Source organism: Erythrobacter sp. K21-9 (genome assembly GCF_055808355.1).
On record NZ_CM147866.1, the window covers coordinates 1,881,590 to 1,902,825 of the forward strand.

20 protein-coding genes and 1 pseudogene are annotated in these 21,236 nt (G+C 61.3%); 4 read left to right on the plus strand and 17 right to left on the minus strand.

What is annotated here, in order from left to right; genetic code table 11:
- Window positions 1-5: 5 nt before the first annotated feature.
- The 6 genes from AC0L39_RS09540 to AC0L39_RS09565 all read right to left on the minus strand — a co-directional run bounded on the left by AC0L39_RS09540 (window position 6) and on the right by AC0L39_RS09565 (window position 4,564).
- A complete protein-coding gene (locus AC0L39_RS09540; protein ID WP_473257414.1) occupies window positions 6-776 on the minus strand; it encodes an NADH-quinone oxidoreductase subunit C in 771 nt (256 codons plus the stop codon).
- 1 nt (window position 777) lies between these two features.
- Window positions 778-1,308: a NuoB/complex I 20 kDa subunit family protein gene (locus AC0L39_RS09545; RefSeq protein ID WP_473257415.1), complete on the minus strand. Its 531-nt coding sequence runs from the start codon at window positions 1,306-1,308 to the stop codon at window positions 778-780.
- A gap of 73 nt (window positions 1,309-1,381) precedes the next feature.
- Window positions 1,382-1,756, minus strand: a complete 375-nt coding sequence (locus AC0L39_RS09550; RefSeq protein ID WP_473262337.1) for an NADH-quinone oxidoreductase subunit A — start codon at window positions 1,754-1,756, stop codon at window positions 1,382-1,384.
- 129 nt (window positions 1,757-1,885) lie between these two features.
- A complete protein-coding gene (locus AC0L39_RS09555; protein ID WP_473257417.1) occupies window positions 1,886-2,584 on the minus strand; it encodes a hypothetical protein in 699 nt (232 codons plus the stop codon).
- Between the two features lie 10 nt (window positions 2,585-2,594).
- Window positions 2,595-3,137 carry a hypothetical protein gene (locus AC0L39_RS09560; RefSeq protein ID WP_473257419.1) on the minus strand — a complete coding sequence of 181 codons (543 nt, stop codon included), beginning with the start codon at window positions 3,135-3,137 and terminating at the stop codon, window positions 2,595-2,597.
- On the minus strand, window positions 3,134-4,564 hold the full coding sequence (locus AC0L39_RS09565) for a coniferyl aldehyde dehydrogenase (protein ID WP_473257421.1): 1,431 nt from the start codon (window positions 4,562-4,564) through the stop codon (window positions 3,134-3,136). Before AC0L39_RS09565 ends, AC0L39_RS09560 begins: the two co-directional genes overlap by 4 nt.
- Window positions 4,565-4,734: 170 nt before the next feature.
- Between AC0L39_RS09565 and AC0L39_RS09570 the strand changes: the two genes are divergently transcribed.
- Together AC0L39_RS09570 and AC0L39_RS09575 are read left to right on the plus strand one after the other, a co-directional pair.
- The gene (locus tag AC0L39_RS09570) at window positions 4,735-5,931 is read left to right on the plus strand and encodes a thiolase family protein (RefSeq protein ID WP_473257423.1); all 1,197 of its coding nucleotides are present in this window, start codon (window positions 4,735-4,737) and stop codon (window positions 5,929-5,931) included.
- A gap of 124 nt (window positions 5,932-6,055) precedes the next feature.
- Window positions 6,056-6,337, plus strand: a complete 282-nt coding sequence (locus tag AC0L39_RS09575) for a hypothetical protein (protein ID WP_473257426.1) — start codon at window positions 6,056-6,058, stop codon at window positions 6,335-6,337.
- A gap of 10 nt (window positions 6,338-6,347) precedes the next feature.
- Here the strand turns inward: AC0L39_RS09575 and AC0L39_RS09580 are convergent, their stop codons facing one another.
- Window positions 6,348-6,857, minus strand: coding sequence for an SH3 domain-containing protein (locus AC0L39_RS09580; RefSeq protein ID WP_473257428.1), 510 nt, complete (start codon window positions 6,855-6,857; stop codon window positions 6,348-6,350).
- 103 nt (window positions 6,858-6,960) lie between these two features.
- On the opposite strand from AC0L39_RS09580, the pseudogene AC0L39_RS09585 reads away from it, so the two are divergent.
- Window positions 6,961-7,976: pseudogene (locus AC0L39_RS09585) on the plus strand (2-hydroxyacid dehydrogenase).
- Window positions 7,977-8,024: 48 nt separating this feature from the next.
- Here the strand turns inward: AC0L39_RS09585 and AC0L39_RS09590 are convergent.
- The 9 genes from AC0L39_RS09590 to AC0L39_RS09630 all read right to left on the minus strand — a co-directional run bounded on the left by AC0L39_RS09590 (window position 8,025) and on the right by AC0L39_RS09630 (window position 17,379).
- Window positions 8,025-8,363, minus strand: coding sequence for a hypothetical protein (locus AC0L39_RS09590; RefSeq protein WP_473257430.1), 339 nt, complete (start codon window positions 8,361-8,363; stop codon window positions 8,025-8,027).
- A 166-nt stretch (window positions 8,364-8,529) separates the two neighbouring features.
- On the minus strand, window positions 8,530-9,318 hold the full coding sequence (locus AC0L39_RS09595; RefSeq protein ID WP_473257433.1) for an enoyl-ACP reductase FabI: 789 nt from the start codon (window positions 9,316-9,318) through the stop codon (window positions 8,530-8,532).
- A gap of 42 nt (window positions 9,319-9,360) precedes the next feature.
- The gene (locus AC0L39_RS09600; protein WP_473257434.1) at window positions 9,361-10,590 is read right to left on the minus strand and encodes a beta-ketoacyl synthase N-terminal-like domain-containing protein; all 1,230 of its coding nucleotides are present in this window, start codon (window positions 10,588-10,590) and stop codon (window positions 9,361-9,363) included.
- 44 nt (window positions 10,591-10,634) lie between these two features.
- Window positions 10,635-11,144 (minus strand): bifunctional 3-hydroxydecanoyl-ACP dehydratase/trans-2-decenoyl-ACP isomerase, encoded by a 510-nt coding sequence (gene fabA, locus AC0L39_RS09605; RefSeq protein WP_473257436.1) that lies wholly within the window; start codon window positions 11,142-11,144, stop codon window positions 10,635-10,637.
- A 221-nt stretch (window positions 11,145-11,365) separates the two neighbouring features.
- On the minus strand, window positions 11,366-12,085 hold the full coding sequence (locus tag AC0L39_RS09610) for a class I SAM-dependent methyltransferase (RefSeq protein WP_473257438.1): 720 nt from the start codon (window positions 12,083-12,085) through the stop codon (window positions 11,366-11,368).
- Window positions 12,082-13,209: a peptide chain release factor 2 gene (prfB, locus tag AC0L39_RS09615; protein ID WP_473262339.1), complete on the minus strand. Its 1,128-nt coding sequence runs from the start codon at window positions 13,207-13,209 to the stop codon at window positions 12,082-12,084. Before prfB ends, AC0L39_RS09610 begins: the two co-directional genes overlap by 4 nt.
- A 108-nt stretch (window positions 13,210-13,317) precedes the next feature.
- Entirely contained in the window at window positions 13,318-13,854 is a 537-nt protein-coding gene (locus tag AC0L39_RS09620; protein ID WP_473257440.1) for a peroxiredoxin, read from the minus strand.
- Between the two features lie 42 nt (window positions 13,855-13,896).
- Window positions 13,897-16,419 carry a penicillin-binding protein 1A gene (locus AC0L39_RS09625; protein WP_473257441.1) on the minus strand — a complete coding sequence of 841 codons (2,523 nt, stop codon included), beginning with the start codon at window positions 16,417-16,419 and terminating at the stop codon, window positions 13,897-13,899.
- A 90-nt stretch (window positions 16,420-16,509) separates the two neighbouring features.
- Window positions 16,510-17,379 carry an N-acetylmuramoyl-L-alanine amidase family protein gene (locus AC0L39_RS09630; protein ID WP_473257443.1) on the minus strand — a complete coding sequence of 290 codons (870 nt, stop codon included), beginning with the start codon at window positions 17,377-17,379 and terminating at the stop codon, window positions 16,510-16,512.
- A 453-nt stretch (window positions 17,380-17,832) separates the two neighbouring features.
- Here AC0L39_RS09630 and AC0L39_RS09635 point away from each other — a divergent pair, with 453 nt between their 5' ends.
- Window positions 17,833-20,544, plus strand: a complete 2,712-nt coding sequence (locus tag AC0L39_RS09635) for an Rne/Rng family ribonuclease (RefSeq protein WP_473257444.1) — start codon at window positions 17,833-17,835, stop codon at window positions 20,542-20,544.
- A gap of 41 nt (window positions 20,545-20,585) precedes the next feature.
- Here the strand turns inward: AC0L39_RS09635 and AC0L39_RS09640 are convergent, their stop codons facing one another.
- On the minus strand, window positions 20,586-21,221 hold the full coding sequence (locus AC0L39_RS09640) for a class I SAM-dependent methyltransferase (RefSeq protein ID WP_473257446.1): 636 nt from the start codon (window positions 21,219-21,221) through the stop codon (window positions 20,586-20,588).
- Window positions 21,222-21,236 lie beyond the last annotated feature (15 nt).

The window sequence follows — 21,236 nt, forward strand, 5'->3', positions numbered from 1 at the left end:
AACGTTTACTCGCCCTCCTCTTTGTCTTGCTTGATCTCCACCTCAACCATATCGGGCGGAACTGCATCGGTGCCCTCTTCGGCCAGTTCCTCGGCCTTTTCGCCCGCGCCGGTGTCGGCAGGCGTTTCGGTCACCTTGGGCTTGTCGACATCGGGAGGGCCATCGGCCTTCTCGTCACCGGGCAGCACGTAGTCGGAACCTTCCCACGGCGAGAGGAAATCGAAGGTGCGCATGTCCTGCGGCAGTTCGACCGGCTCATAGACGACGCGCTTTTCCTCTTCGGAATACCGCAGCTCGGTGTAGCCGGTCATCGGGAAGTCCTTGCGGAAGGGATGTCCTTCGAAGCCGTAATCGGTGAGAATGCGGCGCAAGTCCTTGTTGCCCGCAAACGTCACACCGTACATGTCGAACACTTCGCGCTCGAGCCAGCCCGCGTTCGGCCATAAAGTTGTAACGGTCGGAACCGGTGTCGCTTCATCTGTCGAACATTTGACGATGATGCGGTGGTTCTTGGTCAGCGAAAGCAGCATGTAAACGACTTCGAACCGCTCTGCGCGATCCGGATAGTCGGCGCCTGCGATTTCCATGAGCTGCTGGTATTTATGGTCGTCCCGCAAGGTGCGCAAAACGTCTTCGATGGCGTCGCGCTGCACGGTGAAGATGATCTCGCCATGCTTTTCCTGCGCGTCGACAACCCACACGCTGATGCTCTCGCTAAGCGCGTCGATCACGCCATCGTTCGAGGCGTACTTTGGGGCAGAGTGATGGACGGCCATATTAGCGTTCAATCGTCCCGGCACGGCGGATCTTCCGCTGCAGCTGCATCACTCCATATAGGAGAGCTTCGGCAGTCGGAGGGCATCCCGGCACATAGATATCAACCGGCACGATCCGGTCGCAGCCGCGCACGACGCTGTAGCTGTAGTGATAATAGCCGCCGCCATTGGCGCAGCTTCCCATGCTGATCACGTATTTTGGATCGGACATCTGGTCGTAGACCTTGCGCAGCGCCGGGGCCATCTTGTTGCAGAGCGTGCCCGCGACGATCATCAGGTCCGACTGGCGCGGGGATGCGCGCGGGGCCGCGCCGAAACGCTCCATGTCGTAGCGCGGCATGTTGGCGTGGATCATTTCCACAGCGCAGCGCGCCAGGCCAAAGGTCATCCACCACAAGCTACCGGTGCGCGCCCACTGGAACACGTCCTCGGTCGAAGTGACTAGGAAGCCCTTGTCATTCACCTCTGTCTGGAGCGCGTTGAAATAGTCCGCGTCGGGCTGCTTTACCTCACCGCCGCGTGCGGTAGGCATGTTTGCGGTACCGCCTCGCCCGCGCTGATCGGCACGGTGGGCGGCACGATTATCGTGGGGTTCTGTGAGTTGCTCATTCCCAGTCCAGAGCCCCTTTCTTCCATTCATAGGCAAGACCGACGGCGAGGATAAACAGGAACGTCATCATTCCGATCCAGCCCACCCACTGCGTCTCACCAAGGCTGACCGCCCAGGGAAACAGAAAGGCTGCCTCAAGGTCGAAGATGATGAAGCTGATCGCGACGAGGTAGAACCGGACGTCGAACTGGCTGCGCGCGTCCTCGAACGCGGGAAAGCCGCACTCGTATTCGCTGAGCTTGTCCGCGCCCGGATTGTGCGATCCGGTCAGGCGCGAGACGCCCATCGGCAGGAACACGAACAGGCATGACAAGCCGAAGGCGATGATGATGAAGATCAGTATCGGGAGATACTGGCTGAGGTCGATCACAGCGATTTCCAAGCTAATTTATCCCTAGCGCCCGCGTCTAGGCGTGTCGTTTACAGCGCGCAAGGGTGCGACTCGGGCAAATCAGCGCATAATTGTTGCAGAAAATCGAACGCAACCCGCGCCGCCGGGCTATTCGAGGGGAAGCCGCCTGATTTCGGTCGGAATCGCTGGTTTGTCAGCGACCGGCTCGCCTTTGACATAGCGGTCCCATTGTCCGGTCGCGACGTAATATAGCGCTCCGCCAACAATCGAACCACCCAGAGGCTCGGTCCATTCTGGGTGCGCTTGCTCAAGGATGCGATGGCCCACCACGCGCATTCCATCCTCCGAAAGCTTGAATGCGCTGATCCGCATCGGGCTGGTGCCATTTTGCATCGCGATGAGCTCATTACCATGAAGCCATAACCCATCGACCCCGTCGAGGATCGCCGGGATATCGCTGGCTAGCCGCGATACAACGCGTGTCTCCAGATCGACAATTGCGATGCCATAGCGGTAATCGCTGACATAAAGTTCCGAGCCATCCTCGCTCGGGGCAAGCCCCTGAGGCGAGCGCAGTGTGCCGGGTGCGATCAATGTATCGAGCCGTTCGGCATCGGGCGCGGCGAGGTAAATGCCGCCGCCCAGCGGATCGCTGGCATACACTGTGCCATCCCCTCCCAGCGCGAGATCGGAAAGCGTCACACCCTGCGGCGCGCTCACATACATTGTGTCCTTGTCGGATCTTTGCAAACCGATCAGGCCATTGAAGCGTTTTGTTCCGCCTTCTGACTCGTCGATATTGGATGATGCAAACCAGCCAATCTGGCGCTCCTCGTCCGAGACCACGCCGCTCAGATCATTCGCGCGCGAAATGTCTAGCCGTTCCCAGTTCGTCGAGATCGAGCGAAGCGAATGCGGTCTGCTCGGTAATCGAGGTTACAACGAGAAATCCTTCGGCACCGGGAGAAACGACGCTTTCCACCAGACCCGCGCCCGCCGGAACCTTGGCGATGACTTCGCTTGCTTCGATAACTTCCGCCTCAGCGCGAAGCCGCTCCGCAATACGTCCGGGATCAACGTCTTCCAGCAGCTTGGGGATTTGTTGCTGCGTCACTTCTCCGAAGACATAGCCGCGCTCGTAAAGCCACTCGAGCGTTGCCATGACCTTGTCGGGTTCACCGGCGGCAAGGTAGGGCTGGAGCATCCGCAGCCGCACATTTCCGCTATCGGGAAAGTCACGGGCAAGTTGCTCCAACCCTTCAGGATCGCGGATTTTCCCGGTTTCGGCATCGACCGCGCGCCAAGATGTTACCTCTTCCGGCGCCCTGTCAGTCGCTGCAACCGGCGCTCCAACGGCAAGTGCAAACGGTGACAGGAAGACGGCAAGCTGCGCCTTCATTTCATCATGCCTGCCGCCGCCTTTTCAGTGGCCTTGCCATAGGGCGGCTTGAACCCGCCCAGCTTGGCCACATCGATCTTTGGCTGGTGGTAAACGGCGCGGGCGTGGCTGAATTCGCGGAAGCCTTCGATGGCGTGATAGCTGCCAATGCCCGACGGTCCGACACCGCCGAACGGAAGGTCTTCCATCGAGACATGGAAGATGACGTCATTGGTGGTGACCCCGCCCGAAATGGTGCGGGTGAGCGCGCGCTCCTGTTCATCCTTGTCCTGACCGAAGTAATAAAGGCCCAGCGGACGGTCGTGTTCGTTGACGTAGTCCACCGCCTGATCGACCGCCTTGTAGGTCTTCACTGGCAGGACCGGTCCGAAGATTTCCTCCTGCATCACCTTCATGTCGTCATTGACATTGCGGATGATATTGAGCGGCATCTTGCGCTGGTTCGCGTTCGAGAAATCCTCGTTTCCGGGATTGACCTCGATCACGTCCGCACCCTTGTCCCGCGCATCCTCGACGAGGCCTTGCAGCCGTTCGAAGTGGCGGTCGGACACGATGGAAGCGTAATCGTCGTTTTCCAGCAGCGTCGGATACATGTTCGCAACACCGTTCGAAACACCGGCAACTGCCTCGTCTTCCTTGTCTTCGGGCACATACATGTAGTCGGGCGAAAGGCAGATCTGCCCCGCGTTCATCATCTTGCCCAAAGCAATCCGTTCGCCAGCCCTCTCGAAATCGGCGCTGCGGCCCAGGATGACCGGCGATTTTCCACCAAGTTCGAGCGTGACCGGTACGAGATTTTCCGCCGCCGCCTGCATCACGCGCCGTCCGGTTTCGGTCGAGCCGGTGAAGACGAGGTGATCGAAGGGCAGCGATGAGAATGCGGCTGCGACTTCCGGCCCTCCGGTGACGACGGCAACCTCATCGGGGGTGAAATATTCCTCGACCAGTTCGGCCATCAGCAAACTGGTGCGCTCGGTAAATTCGCTCGGCTTGATCATCGCGCGGTTGCCCGCAGCAAGCACCTGCATCAACGGCGAAAATGCCAGGTTGACCGGGAAATTCCACGGAGAAAGAATGCCGATCACGCCCTTGGGTTCATAGCGAACCTCGGCCTTTGCCCCAAGCAGGCCGAGCGGGAACTGAACCGGGCGCTTCTCGGTCTTGGCCCACTTGTCCATGTTCTTGAGCGCGTGTTTGCCCGCGCCGACCGTCCCGGCAATATCAGTGAGCATGCTCTGTTCGATAGCGCGGTTGCCAAAATCCGCGCTCATCGCCTTGCACAGGTTTTCGGAATGCTCCTTCAGCAGGGCCATCGCCCGCTTGATCCGGTCCTTGCGCATTCCCATCGTCTCGGGACGCGAGGCGGTAAAGGCATCGCGCTGGCGTTTGAGAATTGCTTCGAGCTCATCGCGGCGGTCATCGGCCATTGTTTTTTCTCCCAAAGGGCATGCGTTTTGATTTGCGACCCACCCTTGCGCAATCCAGCGCGCCTGACAAGCGTTAGACCAATTCAGGAGCCAGTCGTGATTGCACTCGCCACAGCGCAGCATTACATCGCTTGGGCAACATTTTCTCTTCTCAGCGAAGGACGCCTTCCATGACCCAATTTTCCGCCGCCGACCCGATCGTGATCCTCTCCTACGCCCGCGCGCCGATTGGCGGTATGCAGGGCGCGCTGTCGGATGTTTCTGCAACCGATCTGGGCGCGACTGCGGTGAAGGCGGCGGTCGAGCGTTCGGGCGTTGAGGGCAAGGACTTCGACCGCGCCTATATGGGCTGCGTGTTGCCCGCAGGACTGGGCCAGGCCCCTGCCCGCCAGGCCGTGATAAAGGGCGGCCTGCCGGAATCGGTCCAGGCCACCACAGTCAACAAGGTTTGCGGCAGCGGAATGCAGACGGTCATCATGGGCGCCGAAGCGCTCGCCAGCGGGACCATCGACATGGTCGTTGCAGGCGGCATGGAAAGCATGACCAACGCGCCGTATCTGCTCAAGAAGCACCGCTCGGGCGCGCGGATCGGACATGACACGGCCTATGACCACATGTTCCTCGACGGGCTTGAAGATGCCTACGAGGAGGGCCGTGCGATGGGTGCCTTCGCGCAGGACACCGCCAACGAATATCAGCTCACCCGCGAAGACATGGACGAATATTCGATCGAATCGCTCCGCCGCGCCAATGCCGCCATTGAAAGCGGCGCATTCGCCGATGAAGTCGTCCCGGTGAGCTACTCGACCCGCAAGGGCGACGTGACGGTGGAAACGGACGAACAGCCCGGTCGCGGCCGCCCGGACAAGATTCCGACCCTGCGCGCCGCCTTTGCCAAGGACGGGACGATCACCGCTGCCACCTCAAGCTCGATCTCTGACGGCGCAGCGGCAGTCGTCCTCACCCGCGAGAGCGTGGCGAAGGAACGCGGCGCCAAGCCGGTGGCGAAGATCGTCGCGATGGCAGCCCATGCCCGCGAGCCGAAGGACTTTACCGTCGCCCCTGTGGGAGCCATCGAAAAGGTGCTCGAGAACGCAGGCTGGAGCGTCGAGGATGTCGATCTGTGGGAAGTGAACGAGGCGTTCGCGTGCGTTTCGATGTTCGCCATGCGCGACATCGGCATTCCGCATGACAAGATCAACGTAAACGGCGGCGCAACGGCGCTGGGCCACCCTATAGGCGCATCGGGCGCGCGCATCATCGTAACTCTGCTCAACGCCCTCAAACATCAGGGCAAGACGCGCGGCGTGGCAAGCCTGTGTATCGGCGGCGGCGAGGCGACGGCTGTGGCCGTGGAGCTGGTATAGGTTGCTGCGAGCGATTGGCGCTGCGGGCGCTGTTGCCCTTTTCGGATGCAGTCCGGAAACTCCAGAAGTTTCGGAAGCATCTGACATGTCGCTTGTGCCGGAAGCGGGAGAAGCCACATTCCAAATGGGTCCAGGTCTGTACGCAATCGGTAATGCCGAAACCGTATACGCCCGGACGCGGCTGAACGCTGATGGCACTTATATCGACATGACCGCCGATGGCGATGAAGTGGGCGGCGGCACATGGACCACGCGCGGCGAGTTCATTTGCTTCGATCCAGTCGGTGATGGCGAGGATCAGGCGGAGCGCTGCTGGACCAATCGCGATCTACGCCCGGATGGAAGCTTCATGACATTCCGCGATGACGGCAGCGAAAGCTACAGGGTCACCCCGATCGGCGAATAGGTGAGCGGGGTTAAGGCTCGCCCGCACCCCAAAGGCGCGTCTGGTCGACCCACCCGGTCCGTCCGGTCACATCTATCTCGCACATGTTTTCGCGGCAGCGCAGCAGCGTACCGACGACGCCGGGCTCGGCTCTCCAGCGTAGCGCGGATGATCGGTCAGCGGTCTCGCGCATGTCGGCAGGGCCATCCCCGATGATAATCGCGCCGCGCGTCGGGGTGAGCTGGCTCGATGCGATCCAGCCCTGCTCGCCCTCGGGATCTTCGACCAAGCGCCAGCTTTCGCGCACCCGCACGACCTTTACCGGCAGTCCCTGCCGCTTGTAGACCCATTCGATCGGGTATTCCTGGCTCGGTCCGACGCGCATATTGACTTCATCGAAGCGGATCGCGGCCCAATACGGAACCTCGCGCGTCTGCGCCTGCGCCGGTGCAGGCACGACCGCGTTGGCGAAAAGAACTGTCACATAAAATGCGGCAAACAAGCGGAGAGCGATCATGCGGCGTTGATAGCGCGCGGTCATGGCCCGCTTCAAGCGTGCAAAAGGTCGTTAGCGCAATATCTTTATTTCCCTGCGTGCCCGCCGCATCTTGACCGCCTGCCCCCTCTCGCCTTAGCCCGCTTTCATGGCCGCAACACACACTCCGCCGCACTTCCCTTCCGGTAAGCCAAAGGTCGTGGTGACCCGCCACCTTATGCCGAGCGTCGAGGCGCGGATGAGCGAGCTTTACGAGGCAACGCTCAACACCGATGATACGCCGATGAGCCGCGATGAGCTGATCGCGGCGATGCAGGATTGCGATGTGCTGGTCCCGACCGTCACCGACCGGATCGACGCCGACATGATCGCAGCGGCAGGCGACCGGCTCAAACTGATCGCAAATTTCGGCGCGGGCACTGAACATATCGACCTCGCCGCCGCCGCGAAGCGCAAAATAATGGTCACGAACACACCGGGCGTGTTCACCGACGACACCGCCGATATAGCGATGGCCGGGATTATCGGAGTGCCGCGCCGCATTCGTGAGGGCACTGCACTCGTGCGCCGAGGCGAGTGGACCGGATGGGCGCCGTCGGGCCTGCTGGGGCGCAAGCTGGGCGGCAAGGTGCTCGGCATTGTCGGGATGGGCCGGATCGGACAGGCGGTCGCACACCGTGCGCGCGCATTCGGGCTCGAGGTCGCGTATTACAACCGAAAGCCGCTGCCGCAAGCGCTCGAACAGATGCTGGGCGCGCGTTATGTCGATGACCTTGATCGGCTTATTTCAGAGGCAGAACATCCTCACCCTCCACTGCCCGCTGACCGAAGATACGCGCGGCCTTATGGATGAACGCCGGTTCGCGCTGATGAAGGACGGCGCAAGCCTGATCAACACCGCGCGCGGCGAGTTGATCGACCAGGAGGCTCTGATTGCGGCGCTCTACGATGGCAAGCTCGCCGGGGCGGGCCTCGACGTCTATCCCGACGAACCCCATGTCGACGAGCGATTGCTAAAGCATCCTAACGTCATGACCCTCCCGCACATAGGCAGCGCCACGAGCCGAAGGCCGCGAGGCATCAGGCGAAAAGGTGATCGCGAATATCCAGTTCTGGACCGACGGGCACAGGCCGCCGGATCAGGTGCTCACAGCGTTGATATAGCGACGATTTGAGGGCGCGAAGCTACGGATTCTCGCAGCAGCTGGCGCGTCATCGTTTCATCGGTAACAACAAATAATGGGGATGGACTGACGCATCCGTAACGATGATGTAATCGGCTTCTGCATAAGGAAGTTTGGGGTCACGAACCCACAGTCCCTCAATGCAAATCTGCCCGTGCTTCGGCACCAGATCATGCTTACCAACGCGAATGCCTACTCGTCCATGGCGCGGCAGGTGCGCGCTTGAATAAAGGACGTCGCCTTCATCGGACAGCTCGCCGCAAACTCTGACAATCTGGTCCCGAAATTCCTCTGGAGAAACGCGTATCGCCCCGATTGTCACTGAGGATGAACCTTGTGCAAGTAAGGCAAAAACTATCGAAAGCATAGCGAGACCATATCATTTAACGCGGCATTGAGCGTCCGCAACTGGGTCGGCAAGGAGCCCCGCAATCCACGGTCAAATTGTGGTGAATGAGTTCCTTCAATGTCAGAGTGTAGTCGGGCGAGCAGGACCAGTCTGCTCCAACCGATAATCCGAGTGTCCGATTATCTCAAAGATTGTCCTGTTGAGGCATGCCCAGGACATGAAAACCGCCATCCACGCGAATGATTTCGCCGGTGGTCCAGGCCCCGGCATCTGAGCACAGATACACCGCCGTCCCACCCACCGCTTCCAGCGTCGCATTGGCGCGCAAGGGTGCGTTCGCCTCGGTATGTTTCCAGGTCCTGCGCGCTCCGCCGATGGCAGAGCCGGCGAGCGTTTTCATCGGACCGGGACTTACGGCGTTGACGCGAATACCTTCGGGACCGAGGTCATCGGCCAGATACCGCACCGCCGCTTCCAGCGCGGCCTTGGCCACACCCATCACGTTGTAGTTCGGAGTGACGCGATTGGAGCCCATGTAGCTCAGCGTCAGCAACGTGCCGCCATGCTCGACCATCATCGGATGCGAGCGGCGCGCCACTTCGATGAAGCTGTACGCGGATATGTCGAGAGAGTTCTTGAAGTTCTCTCTTGACGTATCGAGGATGCGGCCCGTCAGCTCAGCCTTGTCGGAATAAGCGATGGCGTGGATCACGAAATCCAGCCTGCCCCACCGTTCCTGAAGCGCGTCAAACGCAGCGTCCAGCGAGGCGTTGTCGGTGACGTCGACATCGAGCATGAAATCCGAGCCAACGCTTTCCGCCAGCGGACGCAGCCGTTTGCCAAAAGCTTCACCCTGGTAAGTGAAAGCCAGCTCTGCACCCGCCTCGGAGCGCGCTTTTGCGATGCCCCAAGCGATCGACCGGTCATTGGCCACGCCCATAACAAGGCCGCGTTTTCCTGCAAGAACGCCCATTTCAGTCACCTCGCTCTTCGGTACGTTGATCCGCGCTCGCACTCATCCGTGAAATTTGGACAACAGCATCGTGCCATTGGTGCCGCCAAATCCGAAGGAATTGGTCATCACCGTATCAAGACCTGCATTTTCCACGATCTCGGTCGCAATCTCTTCAGGCTTCAGCGCCGGATCGAGGGTTTCGACATTGATCGAGGGAATGATGAAATCATGCTCGAGCGCCAGAAGGCAATAGATCGCCTCCTGCGCACCGGTAGCTCCCTGGCTGTGGCCGGTCATCGACTTGGTGGAGCTGACCGGCGGCGTCGAACCTTCGCCGAACACCCGGCGCACTGCCTCGATCTCGCCGACATCGCCGACCGGCGTCGAAGTGCCGTGGGCGTTGATATAACTGACCTTGCGATCTTTGCTGAGCGACTTGAGAGCCCCTCGCATGGCGCGCTCGCCGCCCTCGCCGGAAGGTGCGACCATGTCGGCGCCATCGGACGTGGCGCAGAAACCGGTGACTTCGGCGTAGATCTTCGCCCCTCGCGCCTGCGCATGTTCGAGGCTTTCAAGCACTACCATCGCGCCGCCGCCGCCGATGACAAAACCATCGCGGTCGGCGTCAAAGGCGCGGGAGGCGCGCGCCGGCGTGTCATTGTATTTGCTCGACATCGCCCCCATCGCGTCGAACAGGCACGACAATGTCCAGTCCAGCTCTTCACCGCCGCCGCCAAACATCACGTCCTGCTGGCCCAGCGCAATCTGCTGCGCCGCCATGCCGATGCAATGCAGCGAGGTGGAGCAGGCCGAGGTGATCGAGAAGTTCATGCCCTTGATCTGGTACGCCGTGGCGAGGTTTGCGCTCACTGTAGAGGACATGCACTTGGGCACGGCAAAGGGCCCGACACGCTTGGTTGCGCCGGTCTTGAGCACCGTCTGGTGCGCCGCCAGCATCGCCGAAGTCGACGGGCCACCCGATCCGGCAATCACCCCGGTCATCGGGTTGACGACGTCTTTCTCCTCAAGCCCGGCATCGGCTATGGCTTGCCCCATGGCGATGTGCGCATAGGCCGCTCCGGGTCCCATGAAGCGCAAGGTGCGCTTGTCCACGTGCTCAGAAACATCCAGATCCACCGCACCCGCAATCTGCGAACGGAACCCGTGTTCGGCCATGTCATCATTGAAAGTGATGCCGGATTTGCCCGCTTTAAGCGATGCCAGCACCTCAGCTGAATTGTTGCCGATCGAGGAAACGATCCCCAGACCTGTAATGACGACGCGACGCATAATCCCCTTTTCCGCCCCAATCCTGTTTCGGTCCCAAGGCCCAATCAGGCCTCGGACAGGGCGACTTTCATATCTTTGACTTGATAGATGACCTCACCATCGGCCTCAACACGGCCATCGGCCACGCCCATGGTCAAACGCCGGGTTTGCACGGCCTTGGTGAAATCGACGTAATAGGTGAGCATCTTGCGGTCAGGCCTGACCATACCGGTAAGCTTGACCTCACCCACGCCCAGAGCATAGCCGCGCCCTTGCCAGCCACGCCAGCCAAGGTTGAAGCCGGTTAGCTGCCACAGGCCGTCAAGACCAAGACAGCCGGGCATGATCGGATTACCGGGAAAGTGGCATTCGAAGAACCAGAGATCAGTCTTGATATCAAACTCTGCGACCACATGCCCCTTGCCATCAGGACCGCCATCGCCGGAAATATCGGTGATCCGGTCCATCATCAGCATCGGCGGCTCTGGCAATTGCGCGTTGCCGGGGCCGAACAATTCGCCGCGCGCGCATTTCAACAGATCATCACGGTCAAAACTGGTTGGATAATCTGTCATCCCCGGCGGTGCTCCTAACGTCTTGGCCATTTGGTCGAGGCAGCGCTAGCAGCCCGCATTGACGAGGAAAAGAGCGCATGGACTTTTGGTTGATAAGTGTGCGGTGCTCGCGGGTGGTTCGGCCACATGGGCAAAGATAAGCGAAGGCTTGATCGAGAGTGCAACGACGTGGCGGTTCACTGCGATCGCTGAAGTTCAAGTTCGCTCATGAGGGACGGGATCTAACCGTTGCTACAGGCTGCAATTTCTCCAGGCTGCGATCGCTCTTCGCCGCGCTCGAAGCGGGCGAAATATCCGCGAATGTCGGGTCGTTCGATGAATTCGACAAGACGGTAGCCGACTGCTTCGAATTCGCAGAACAGCAGCTTGGGCGGGATTCCGTGACGGTCCGTAGGCCGGTCGACATCGACGACGATCACCTGCCCGTCCTCCACGAGTGCGGGCCATAACCGCCACAGGAAGGCGTATGGTTCGGTCACCTCGTGGTACATGTGGACGAGGAATATCCGGTCGAAACTGTCCGCGGGCAATTGCGGATCATCGGCCTCGCCCAATTTGATCGAGATGTTTTCTAGCCGTTCGCGTTCGACCCGGCGGCCAAGACGCTGGAGAGCTTCGCGGCTGATGTCTTGCGCAAGGACGCGGCCATCGCTGCCGACCCGTTCGGCGAGACGGACCGTATAGTACCCCTCGCCCGCGCCAATATCGGCGACGGTCGTGCCTTCCTCGATATTGGCGAGGTCCATGACGACCTGCGCCTCGTTGCGTTCATCGCGCGCGTCTTCGTTGGAGAACTGGTTGGAAACCACCTCGGCGACAGGCCTGTCCGGCAATGGAAATTCGAGCGCGCTATCCGGGCGGTCGGCAGGCGGCGCCAGCTGGTCGCATCCTGCCAGCAGAGGTAAGGCGATGATCAGGGACAGGCCTGCAAGCCGCATCATTCGACGTCCTCGATCTCGACCGTCTCCCCGGTCACGCGCTGGGCGAGCGCGGCGGAAATGAACTCGTCAATCTCGCCGTCGAGCACCTTGTCCGGCGAGCTGGACGTAACGCCGGTGCGAAGGTCTTTGACCATTTGATACGGCTGGAGGACGTAGGAGCGGATCTGGTGCCCCCAGCCAATATCGCTCTTTTCCTGATACTCGCCCGAAGCAGCCGCTTCGCGTTCGGCCATCTCGCGTTCGAACAGGCGCGCTTTCAGCATGTTCATCGCGGTTGCGCGGTTCTTGTGCTGACTGCGGTCGTTCTGACTGGCAACGACGATCCCGGAGGGCTGGTGGGTGATCCGGACGGCGGAATCGGTCGTATTCACGTGCTGGCCGCCTGCGCCGCTCGCGCGGTAGGTATCGACCTTGAGGTCGGACGGGTCGATCTCGATCTCGATATCGTCGTCGATCACCGGGTATACCCAAACGCTGGAGAAACTGGTGTGGCGTTTTGCAGCGCTGTCATAGGGGCTGATGCGGACAAGCCGGTGGACGCCGCTTTCGGTTTTCGAATAGCCGTAGGCTCCCTCGCCCTTGATCAGCAAGGTTGCCGACTTGATCCCGGCCTGATCGCCAGCCTGGTATTCGACCGTTTCGATCTTGAAACCTCGGCGCTCGGCCCAGCGGCCATACATGCGGAACAGCATTTCCGCCCAGTCCTGACTCTCTGTCCCGCCGGCCCCGGCATGGATTTCAAGGTAGGTGTCATTGCCATCGGCTTCGCCTGACAGCAGCGCCTGAACCTTGTCCGCATCGGCGCGGCTTGCGAGCCGATCCAAGGTTTTGAGGCCATCATTGACGACGCCCTCCTCGCCCTCGGCCTCGCCCATCTCGATGAACTCGATCGCATCGGCCATTTCGGCGGAGATTTCGCGCACAGTATTTACCGCCGTCTCCAGCGTCTTCTGTTCACGGCTGATCGCCTGCGCCTCTTTCGGATTGTCCCAAAGGGTCGGGTCCTGGACACGCGCATCCAGCTCGTCGAGGCGGCGCAGGGCGCGCTCCCAATCGAGCGATTGACGTACCAGATCGAGAGCAGCCTCGATCCGGTCGATATTGGCTTGGGCCTCGGCCCGCATACGCTTGTCCTTCAATTCACGTCTTGCCGCACCGCTTAACGCGAGGCGTGCGATTGTAAAGCATGGGCGCCTGTCCGCTCCCCGGCGTCGTCCTATCCGGCGTACATTCTATTTGGAGAGAGCTTTGACCGCCGCAAGGGTGCGCGACACATGCTCGCGGTAATCGCCGCTGGTATAAACATAGGCCACGCGTCCATCGGGCGCGATGACATAGGAGGTGCGGCTCGCAAGCCCGGATGTGCCGAGCGCGACATCATAGGCTTTGATGAGACGTGCGCTTGCTACCCCGACTGCATATGCATCGCGGCATTCTTCGCGGCTGAAGCGCTTGAGGGTGTCGATCGTGTCCGCCGACATTCCGACGACGCTTGCCCCGGCGGCGCGGAATTGCGGCATCGCTTCGGCAAAGGCGTTCGCCTCCAGCGTGCAGCCCTGAGTGAAGGCCTTGGGATAGAAATAGAGTACCACCGGCCCGCTTGCGAGAGCCGCGCGCAATGAGAATCCGAACTCTTCCCCGGCCAGAGCGGCGCGTGTCGTAAAGCTCGGTGCGGCCTCGCCGACAGGCAATTCGGCCGAGGCTGACGAAGCGTAGCCGAGCGCGAGCATTGCTGCGGCGGCGGCGATGGTTTTGATAATGCGTGTCATGCGGTGCCAACCAATCGGTTATGCGCGCGGTTCCTGCCGCGCTCAGTAAATGCCGCCGCGCTCTTCGACGAAGTCGCTAGGCTGCCCGTCATTGGTTTCAACGACGCGGCCCCTTCCGCCTTCGCGTCCTGCCCGGATCAGCTCGAGGATCTCATCGCGTTTTGCAGCGATCTCGTCCTGACGGGTGGAGCGTGACGGCTCCGTGTCGGGCTTGAACGCTTCCCAGATGATGGCAGCTTGGGGATCGTCAGTCGGCCAGCCATCGAACACGCGCTTGCCGGAGCGCCGGTCGATACGGACCATGCGCGCGCCGGGCGGCGCAATCGCAGGCTCGTCGCTCCAGCGGTCCTTCGTTGCCTGCACGAATTGCTTGAAGATGGGTGCCGCGGTGTTTCCGCCCTGCACCCATCCGCCAAGATTACGCGGCGTGTCGTGGCCGATATACACACCGGCGACGAACTCCGGAGACCCGCCCACGAACCAGGCATTGGTAGGGCCGGTGGTAGTCCCGGTCTTGCCGAACAGGGGCAGGTCAAGATCGCGTAGCCGCGTCGCTGTGCCGCGCTGGACGACGCCTTCGAGCATATGGACAACCTGGAATGCGGTGCGCGGATCGAGCGCTTCGCGGCCCATCTGGCCGGGACGCGGCATGGCCTCACCATCCCATTCGCGCATATCGCAGCCCTGACACTGGCGCTTGTCCGCGCGCCATATGACCTTGCCGCGTCGATCCTGAACGTAGTCGATGACGGTCGGTTCATGCAGGCGGCCATGATTGGCGAGCGCGGCATAGGCGTTGACCATCCGCTCGACCGATGTGCTGCCTGACCCGAGTGCCGAAGCATAGAATGGCTGGTGGTCGCCGATATCGACCGCCTTGAAGGTTTCCACGACGTTCTCGATCCCCGCTTCGGATGCGATATGGACCGTCATCAGGTTGCGGCTTTGCTCAAGGCCGAAGCGCATTGGATAGACCCCGCCCCCGCGGCTGCCGCCAAAGTTGGAAAAGCACTTGTTCCCGAGCCGCGCGCCCTGCCAGACGCAAAATTCCTGATCGGGCACTTCGGTCGCGGGCGTCATGCCGTTTGCAAGGCCAGTTGCGTAGACAAACGGCTTGATCGTCGAGCCGGGCTGGCGCTCGGCCTGTGTCGCGCGGTTAAAGTCCGTGAGGCGGTGATCGAACCCGCCCTGCATCGCGAGAATTCGCCCGGTCTGCACCGATTCAACCAGGAACCCTCCCGACACTTCGGGAATGGTCGCAACGCGGTAGCCATTCCCGCTTGGGCGCACAGCGATCACGTCGCCTGCCTTCAGGGCGTTGGGAAGACCTGACAGCGGCTTTTCGTCGCCATTCGAGAAACCGATCGTCGCGCTCGAACCGCTGCGCTGGGTCACAACGCCGACGCGCCAGTCTTCATAGCGGATCGCGAGATAGGAACTGGAAAGCTGCCCTGCCCAATTCCCTTCGCTGACATCGATCGTCGCGATCGGTCCGGTCCACCCGCGATTGCCGTGATAGCGCATCAGGCCGGAGCGAAGTGCGTCGCGCGCAGCCTCCTGCAATTCCGGGTCGAGCGAGGTGCGCACCCACAATCCGCCCGCGTAGACGCTGTTGCTGCCTTCCTCTGCCGTCTCGCCGAATTCGTCGATGAGCTTGCGCCGCACTTCCTCGAGGAAATAGCCGGCATCGACCGAACGTTCGCTGCGCTGCTGCACCAGGCCGAGCGGCATGGCTGCGGCGGCGCTGCGCTCCGCTTCGGTAATGTAGCCGTTCTCTTCCATCTGCGAGAGCACGAAATCGCGGCGAGTCAGCGCGGCGTCTTCCTGTCCCGAGCGCCCATAACGCTCCGGCGCTTTGGGCAGGATCGCGAGGAAGGCCATTTCATGAAGGTCGAGCTCGCCCACATCCTTGTCGAAATAGGCGCGCGAGGCCGCCTGCACGCCGAAACTGCGGCGGCAGAGCGGGATTTCGTTGAGGTACAGCTCGAGGATTTCCTGCTTGCTCAGCACACCCTCGATGCGGGTGGCGAGGATCATTTCCTTGAGCTTGCGCGTGACCGAGTATTCGTCGCCCAGCAGAAGGATCTTCGCCAGCTGCTGAGTGATCGTGGATCCGCCGACCGCGCGGTCGCCCGAGCCATATTTCGTGGCGTAGTCCATTACCGCGTTGGCCGTGCCGGTAAGATCGACCCCGCCGTGGCTGTAAAACGTCTTGTCCTCGGCCGACAGATAGGCGCCGATAAGCCGCTCGGGAAAGTCGGGATATTGCAGCTGAACGCGGCGTTCGCGGGCGTAGGAATGGACGATCTCGCCATCGATCCCGCGCACGACCGTAGGCAGCGGGGTCTCGTAATCGAGCAGGCTTTCGGCATCTGGCAAATCGCTCGCCAGCCACACGAACAGCGCGATCCACGCAAGGACGCCAAAGCCGATCACGACCGCCGCCGCCTTGAACAGCAGGCTGCCGCGCCATTTCTCCGCAAACCACGCCGCCGTCCCGCTCAGGTCGCGGTTCACCCGGTAGCGGAAGTATTGCAGCAGGTCGGTGGTTTCAGCGTCATTCATTTCGCGCGGCAGTTAGCACGGGTCGCAGCATACTTGCCAGCGACTTTGGAGCGGAAGTTTGCGCATCTGACCAAATGGATGCTGAACAGATCATGGATCGCTCCGGCGTGCGAAATAGATCCGGATCGCCTGCGCCAGCACTTCGGCATATTGCTGGCGGCCTTCCTCGGTTGAGAGACGCGCGCGATCGCTTTCGTTGGTCACAAATCCGCTTTCGAACAGCACCGAAGGCACATCGGGCGCGCGCAGCACCGCCAGCGATGCCGAACGCCGCGCGGTGGGGTGGAACGCGATGATGCCCTCGCCTTCGCGGATGATGAGAGAGGCGACCTCTGCCGCCTCTTCCCGCGTGCGCGCCTGCGACAGTTCGACGAGGATGGCGCTGACTTCCTCGCTCTGCCCCTCGATTTCGATGCCATTGACGCGGTCCGCATTGTTCTCGCGAGCGGCAAACAGCGCCGCCGCCTCGCTCGATGCTGCGTTGGAGAGAGTGTAAATGCTCGCGCCCGACACATTGCTGTAATCGCCGCCCGAATCGGCATGGATCGACAGGAAAAGGTCGGCGCCGAGCTGGCGCGCGATTTCTGGGCGATAGTCGAGCGGGACGAGGCTATCCCCATCTCTCGTCATCGCCACACGGATGCCGCCTGCGTCGATCAGGATCGCGCGAACAGCATCGGCGATGGCGAGCACCACGTCCTTTTCGCGGATGTCCTGCCCGACCGCGCCATAATCGCGCCCCCCATGCCCGGCATCGATGACCACGAGCGGGCGCGCCGGGTCGTCCGGCCCCTGCACCTGGGGAAGGCGAAAGTCGGGCGTTTCGGGTTCGACCAGAAAACTGAGGACATAATCACGACCCCATTCAGGCACCGGGATCTTCAAGCCCAATGCATACGCCATCCCCAGCACGAGGGCGGGAACGGCCAGGATCAGCAAAAGGAGCGTTCGAATGCTCATTGCGGAAAGTGCTTAGGATGTTGCGCCATGGCAGTGCAATAGAGTTGCAGGACGAAACCCACGGTGCTAGCACCAGATCACTGAATTATCGGTCGCCTACACGGTAACTTAACCTCTGACGCCGATTTTTCTCCCGCATGGTTCCAACCGGCCATCCGCCAACCGGGACCACTCAACAGGTTGATGCAGTGACGAGACGGATCTCCTCGCAAATGATGTCGCAGCGCGCTTATGGCGCCGGCATTCATGCGAGCTGTAGCGCGGACATCCTCCGCACGTCTTTCTCAGCAGACACGAATATCGCAGGCTCCTCGGCTTTCCGGCGAGATGCGAATGCAACAATCGGCGCGCTCATACAGCGCGTCATTTCATCACATAAATTGCGTCCCTCCCACCGGCTCAAGGCCGCGCGAGCGCCCTTGGCATTGCGAGCGGACGTCTGGAGAATATTTAATGGCAACGCGCATGCTAATCGATGCGCGCCACTCGGAAGAAACCCGGGTGGCGGTGCTCAAGGGAAACCGGATTGAGGAATTCGATTTCGAATCTGCCGAACACAAGCAGATCAAAGGCAATATCTACCTCGCCAAGGTTACTCGGGTAGAACCATCACTACAGGCTGCTTTCGTCGATTTCGGCGGCAATCGGCACGGGTTCCTCGCATTCAGCGAAATCCACCCTGACTATTACCAAATTCCGCAATCCGACCGCGAAGCTCTGCTCGCCGAAGAGGCCGAAGCTGCCGAAGAGGAAGCACGCCTCCGCGACGAGGAAGAAGCCGAAGGCATCGCACCCGGCGAAGAATACGACGCCGAGGACGAAAGCGCCGAAGCGCTTGCGGAAGACCTCGCCGAAGACGGTCTGGAAGAGATCGACACCAGCGAGAAAGAGAAAGTCGCCACCATTGAAGACGGCACGTCGGATGATTCCGACGATGATGATGATGAGGAGGACGACGATGATTCGTCCGACGATGAAAGCTCCGACGACGACAGCGACAACAAGTCCCGCCGCGGACGGGGCCGGGGCCGCGGGCGTCGCCGCCAGGGCGGCAAAGGCCCGAAAGGCAACAAGGGCGGCAAAGGCCGCAGCCGCGCCAAGGAAGTCGACGAGGTTCGCGCCAAGCGCATGGCGCTGCGTCGCCGCTACAAGATCCAGGACGTCATCAATCGCCGCCAGGTCCTGCTGGTGCAGGTCGTAAAGGAAGAGCGCGGAAACAAGGGCGCAGCCCTTACCACCTATCTCAGCCTTGCTGGCCGTTATACCGTGCTGATGCCCAACAGCTCGCATGGCGGCGGGATCAGCCGCAAGATCAATTCCACCAGCGACCGCAAGCGTCTGAAGCAGGTCGTCTCCGACCTCTCGCTGCCCAAGACGATGGGCCTGATCGTTCGCACCGCCGGCCTCAGCCGCACCAAGACCGAGATCAAGAGAGACTTCGATTACCTGGCGCGGCTCTGGGATGAAATTCGGCAGAAGACGCTGTCATCCACCGCGCCCAGCCTCGTCCATTCGGACAGCGACCTGATCAAGCGCGCGATCCGCGACATCTACAATCGCGAGATCGAGGAAGTCATTGTCGAGGGCGAGGAAGGCTACAAATCGGCCAAATCGTTCATGAAGATGCTGATGCCCAGCCATGCACGCCGGGTGAAAGCGTACAGCGATCCGGTTCCGATGTTCCAGCGTTACGGCGCGGAGGATCAGCTGCGGGCGATGTACGATCCGATGGTGCAGCTCAAGTCGGGCGGCTACCTCATCATCAACCCGACCGAAGCACTGGTGTCGATCGACATCAACTCGGGCCGCTCGACCAAAGAGCACGGTATCGAGCAGACTGCTTTGCACACCAACCTCGAGGCGGCGCGTGAAATCGCTCGCCAGCTAAGGTTGCGGGACATGGCAGGGCTCGTCGTGATCGACTTCATCGACATGGAATACAATTCCAATGTCCGCAAAGTTGAAAAGGCGATGAAGGACGCGCTCAAATCCGACCGCGCGCGCATCCAGGTGGGCCGCATCTCCGGCTTTGGCCTGATGGAAATGAGCCGCCAGCGCCTGCGCACCGGCGTGCTGGAGGCGACCACCCGCGAGTGCCCGCATTGCGATGGCACCGGTCTTGTCCGTACGGCTTCGTCTGCCGGTCTTTCGGCGTTACGTCTCATCGAAGACGAAGCGGCCAAGGGCAAAGGCACGATCATCAAGCTTGCGGCCAGCACCGAGGCGGCAGTCTACATGCTCAACGAAAAGCGCGCCGAGCTGGTCGAGATCGAGCAGCGTTACGGCGTCACCATCGAAGTTATCCCCGAAGGCGAGGACGAAGGCGCCAAAATGACCGTGTCGAGCGCAGGTCCGCGCCCGACCGAAGCGCCAAAGTTCGAACCGATCATCGACGAAGATGACGACGAGGACGACATTCCCGAAGAGGACAACTCCGAGGACGATGACGATCAGCCGAAGAAGAAGCGTCGCCGCCGCCGCCGCGGTGGCCGGGGCCGAGGCAAGAAGCGCGACGACAATGGCGCGGAAGGCTCAGAGGACAGCTCCGACGATTCGCAGGATGATAATTCCTCCGGTCGCGGCGAAGCCAACGATGACGACGACGATGGCGAAAAGCCCAAGCGGCGTCGCCGCCGCGGTGGTCGCGGTCGGCGAAAATCGGGCGACGACACCGTAACTGAGGCAGACGCCGAAAATCTCGAAGAGGTTTCCGAGCAGGTCAAGGAAGACATGACCGTCGTTGCCGGACCGGATGATGCGCCCGAGACCGCTGCAGCGATGGCTGCCGATGATGAGGACGCGCCCGCTGAGCCGCCTGCCGAAAAGCCGAAGCGTAAACGGGCTCCGCGCAAGAAGAAGGCGGACGATACCGAGGGCAAGGCCACCGAGGACAAGGCGTCAGAAGACGAGGCTCCGACGGAAGAAAAGCCCAAGCGCAAACGCGCGCCGCGCAAGAAAAAGGCCGAAGAGCCAGCGGCAGACACTGCCGACGCTCCCACCGAAGAAAAGCCGAAACGCAAGTCGCGGGCCAAGCCGAAGGCGGAAGAAACTGCCTCGGCCAAGACAGCCGAAGCGACGCCCGATGCACCTGCCGGGGACGAGTCCGAGGACGCCTCGGCGGGCCCGAGGAAGCGTGGCTGGTGGCAGCGGACTTTCGGCGAATAATGCGCTGATTTGATGGGATAAGGCGCGCAAGGTCCGGGTGATTACATCCCCGCCTTGCGCGCCACTCCCCACTCGTTCCAACCGGCAAATCTAGGGGTCTTCGGCAGGTAGCCCTGCCCCAGTGGCTCCACCTCAAATCCTGCACCGCGAAACGCCGATCCGATCGGGCGCGTCAGGTGGCATCCGCCCGCGATGCGTTTCCATGCAGGCTCGATCCGGGCCTGCCACTTGGCAATTCCGGCGTCGGGCGCGCGTCCGTGCTCCAGAAACAGCGCCTTCCCACCGGGCCGCAAGATGCGCCGCATTTCAGCGAGGACCCGGTTGGGGTCTTCGACCGAGCACAAGGTGAAGGTGCACACCACGCTGTCGAAGGATCGATCGGGAAACGGAATATCCTCGCCGACACCTTGCCTGATATCGGCGGGCCAGCCCTTCGCCTGAGCAGAAGCGCGGGCCTCATCGAGCAGCTTGTCATGCGGATCGATCCCGGCATAGCTGGTGATCGCGTCCTTATCGTAGAATTGCTGGTTGATGCCGCCACCGCATCCCAGTTCGAACACGTCTCCCTGGGCGAGCGGCACCAATTGAGAGCGGCGCTTCATCACCTGTCCCTGACTGCGCGCGCAGGTAACTAGACGCGGCATGATGTGCGCGTCGTACCAAGTTTTCAAACCCATCCCGGCACTCTCCCA